2 protein-coding genes are annotated in these 1,648 nt (G+C 65.5%); both read right to left on the reverse strand.

What is annotated here, in order from left to right; translation table 11 throughout:
• Positions 1-130: 130 nt before the first annotated feature.
• Positions 131-625, reverse strand: a complete 495-nt coding sequence (locus tag AC1DSN_RS22255) for a (2Fe-2S)-binding protein (RefSeq protein WP_063572237.1) — start codon at positions 623-625, stop codon at positions 131-133.
• 181 nt (positions 626-806) lie between these two features.
• Entirely contained in the window at positions 807-1,391 is a 585-nt protein-coding gene (locus AC1DSN_RS22260) for a TetR/AcrR family transcriptional regulator (RefSeq protein ID WP_063572238.1), read from the reverse strand.
• Positions 1,392-1,648 lie beyond the last annotated feature (257 nt).

Below are 1,648 nucleotides of genomic sequence, written 5' to 3' on the forward strand. Positions count from 1 at the left end.
GGATTCATCTGGGCGACGGCGGGACCAAGGCCCGCCGTCCACAGGAAGGCGACGGCGAGGCCGCCACCGGCGAGCTTCATCGCGGCGCGGCGACCGCTGTCGACTTCGGCGCCGGGGGGTGTGCGCGTCTTCATGCGGCACTCCCGTCGACGACGACCTGCAGGCCCTGGGGTTGCCCCGTCGCGGCCTGTTTGATGGCCTCGCGAATACGCACGTACGTGCCGCAGCGACAGATGTTGCCGGCCATGGCGGTGTCGATATCCCGATCGGTCGGGTTCGGTGTGCGCGCCAGCAGCGCTGCCGCGGACATGATCTGCCCCGACTGGCAGTAGCCGCACTGCACGACGTCGACGGCGAGCCAGGCCTGCTGCACCTTGGCGCCTTCGGGCGTCAGCCCGATCGCTTCGATGGTCGTCACGGCGCGATTACCGACGGCCGACACCGGCATCTGGCAGGAGCGGATCGGCTGGCCATCGATGTGCACTGTGCACGCGCCGCATTGCGCGATACCGCAACCGAACTTGGTGCCGGTCAATCCGATCACGTCGCGAAGCACCCAGAGCAACGGCATATCGGGTGGGACGTCAGCCTGTCGATCTTCACCATTCACGCGCAACGTAACCATGGTCGTCCCTCGGCTGGTGGAACCCGGAGGCCCCATTGGCTGATCCACAAGCAGGCTGTCAGGTTACGCCGAATGGAGCGTTGTGCGGTCCGTCGAAAGGGACATTTTTTGGACAAAACCGCCGCGAGGGACCGTGAGGACGACGGCCCGTATAGGCAAGCCGCCGTCCCCGGTCGGGGAATCAGCCGGCTTCGATCAGTTCCAGCGCGGACTGTCGGCCGAGTGCCAGGATCTCATCCGACAAGGCCGGCTCGGCAACGGCACGCGACAGCGACAGCGAACCGACCATCGAGGCGAACACGGCCATCGACAGCGTGCGGCGGCGTTTGCCACGCACGGCGTCCGGCAGGGTGCCGGCAATGACCTCCACCATTTCGCCGAAGCCCTCGGTGAAGGCGGCGCGGGTCTCGACCGGCCGGCGGCCCATCTCGGCGGACAGCGCCGCGGCGACGCACCCCGTTTCCGGATGGTCGCGGTGCTCTGCCGACAGGTAGCCGTTGACCAGGGTCCGATATCCCTCGCCCCGTGAGGCGGCGATGCGCGCGGCCATCCTCTCGGCCGCACTCGTGGCGCCGTTGGCGACGCTCTCCCGAACGAGGTCTTCCTTCGACCCGAAGTGGTTGTAGAAACCACCCTGGGTCAGGCCGACATCGTTCATCAGACTGACCACGCCGACGGCATCGATACCGTCGGCGCGAAAACGCTCGGACGCGGCCTCGACGATCTTCTGCCGAGTCTGCTCCTTGTGACCTTTCTCATAACGCATGCTCACTTACTCCCTTTGGGGACGTCGTCCCCTGCCCGTGAGCCGATTGTAACCAATCCTTGCGGGTTGAAATGTCGAGCGTCATGGTGCGCCGCGGCGTAGCCGGCACAGGGCGGTAACAGTCTTTCTGTAGGAGCCGATTTGCGGTGGTCTAATTTTCCTGGACACCCATGTAGGAGCAAAATCCCTACCGAGGTGAATCATGGGATATCGACCGATCGACCCGGCGCTCAAGCGCCGGGCGGTGTGTTTAGTAC

It is taken from the genome of Luteibacter sp. P4_D7_3, assembly GCF_056401735.1.

What these genes read in the sequence shown, in the direction of transcription:
- AC1DSN_RS22260 (WP_063572238.1), bottom strand. Translation starts at nt 1,391, where the DNA reads ATGCGTTATGAGAAAGGTCACAAGGAGCAGACTCGGCAGAAGATCGTC.
- AC1DSN_RS22255 (WP_063572237.1), bottom strand. Translation starts at nt 625, where the DNA reads ATGGTTACGTTGCGCGTGAATGGTGAAGATCGACAGGCTGACGTCCCA.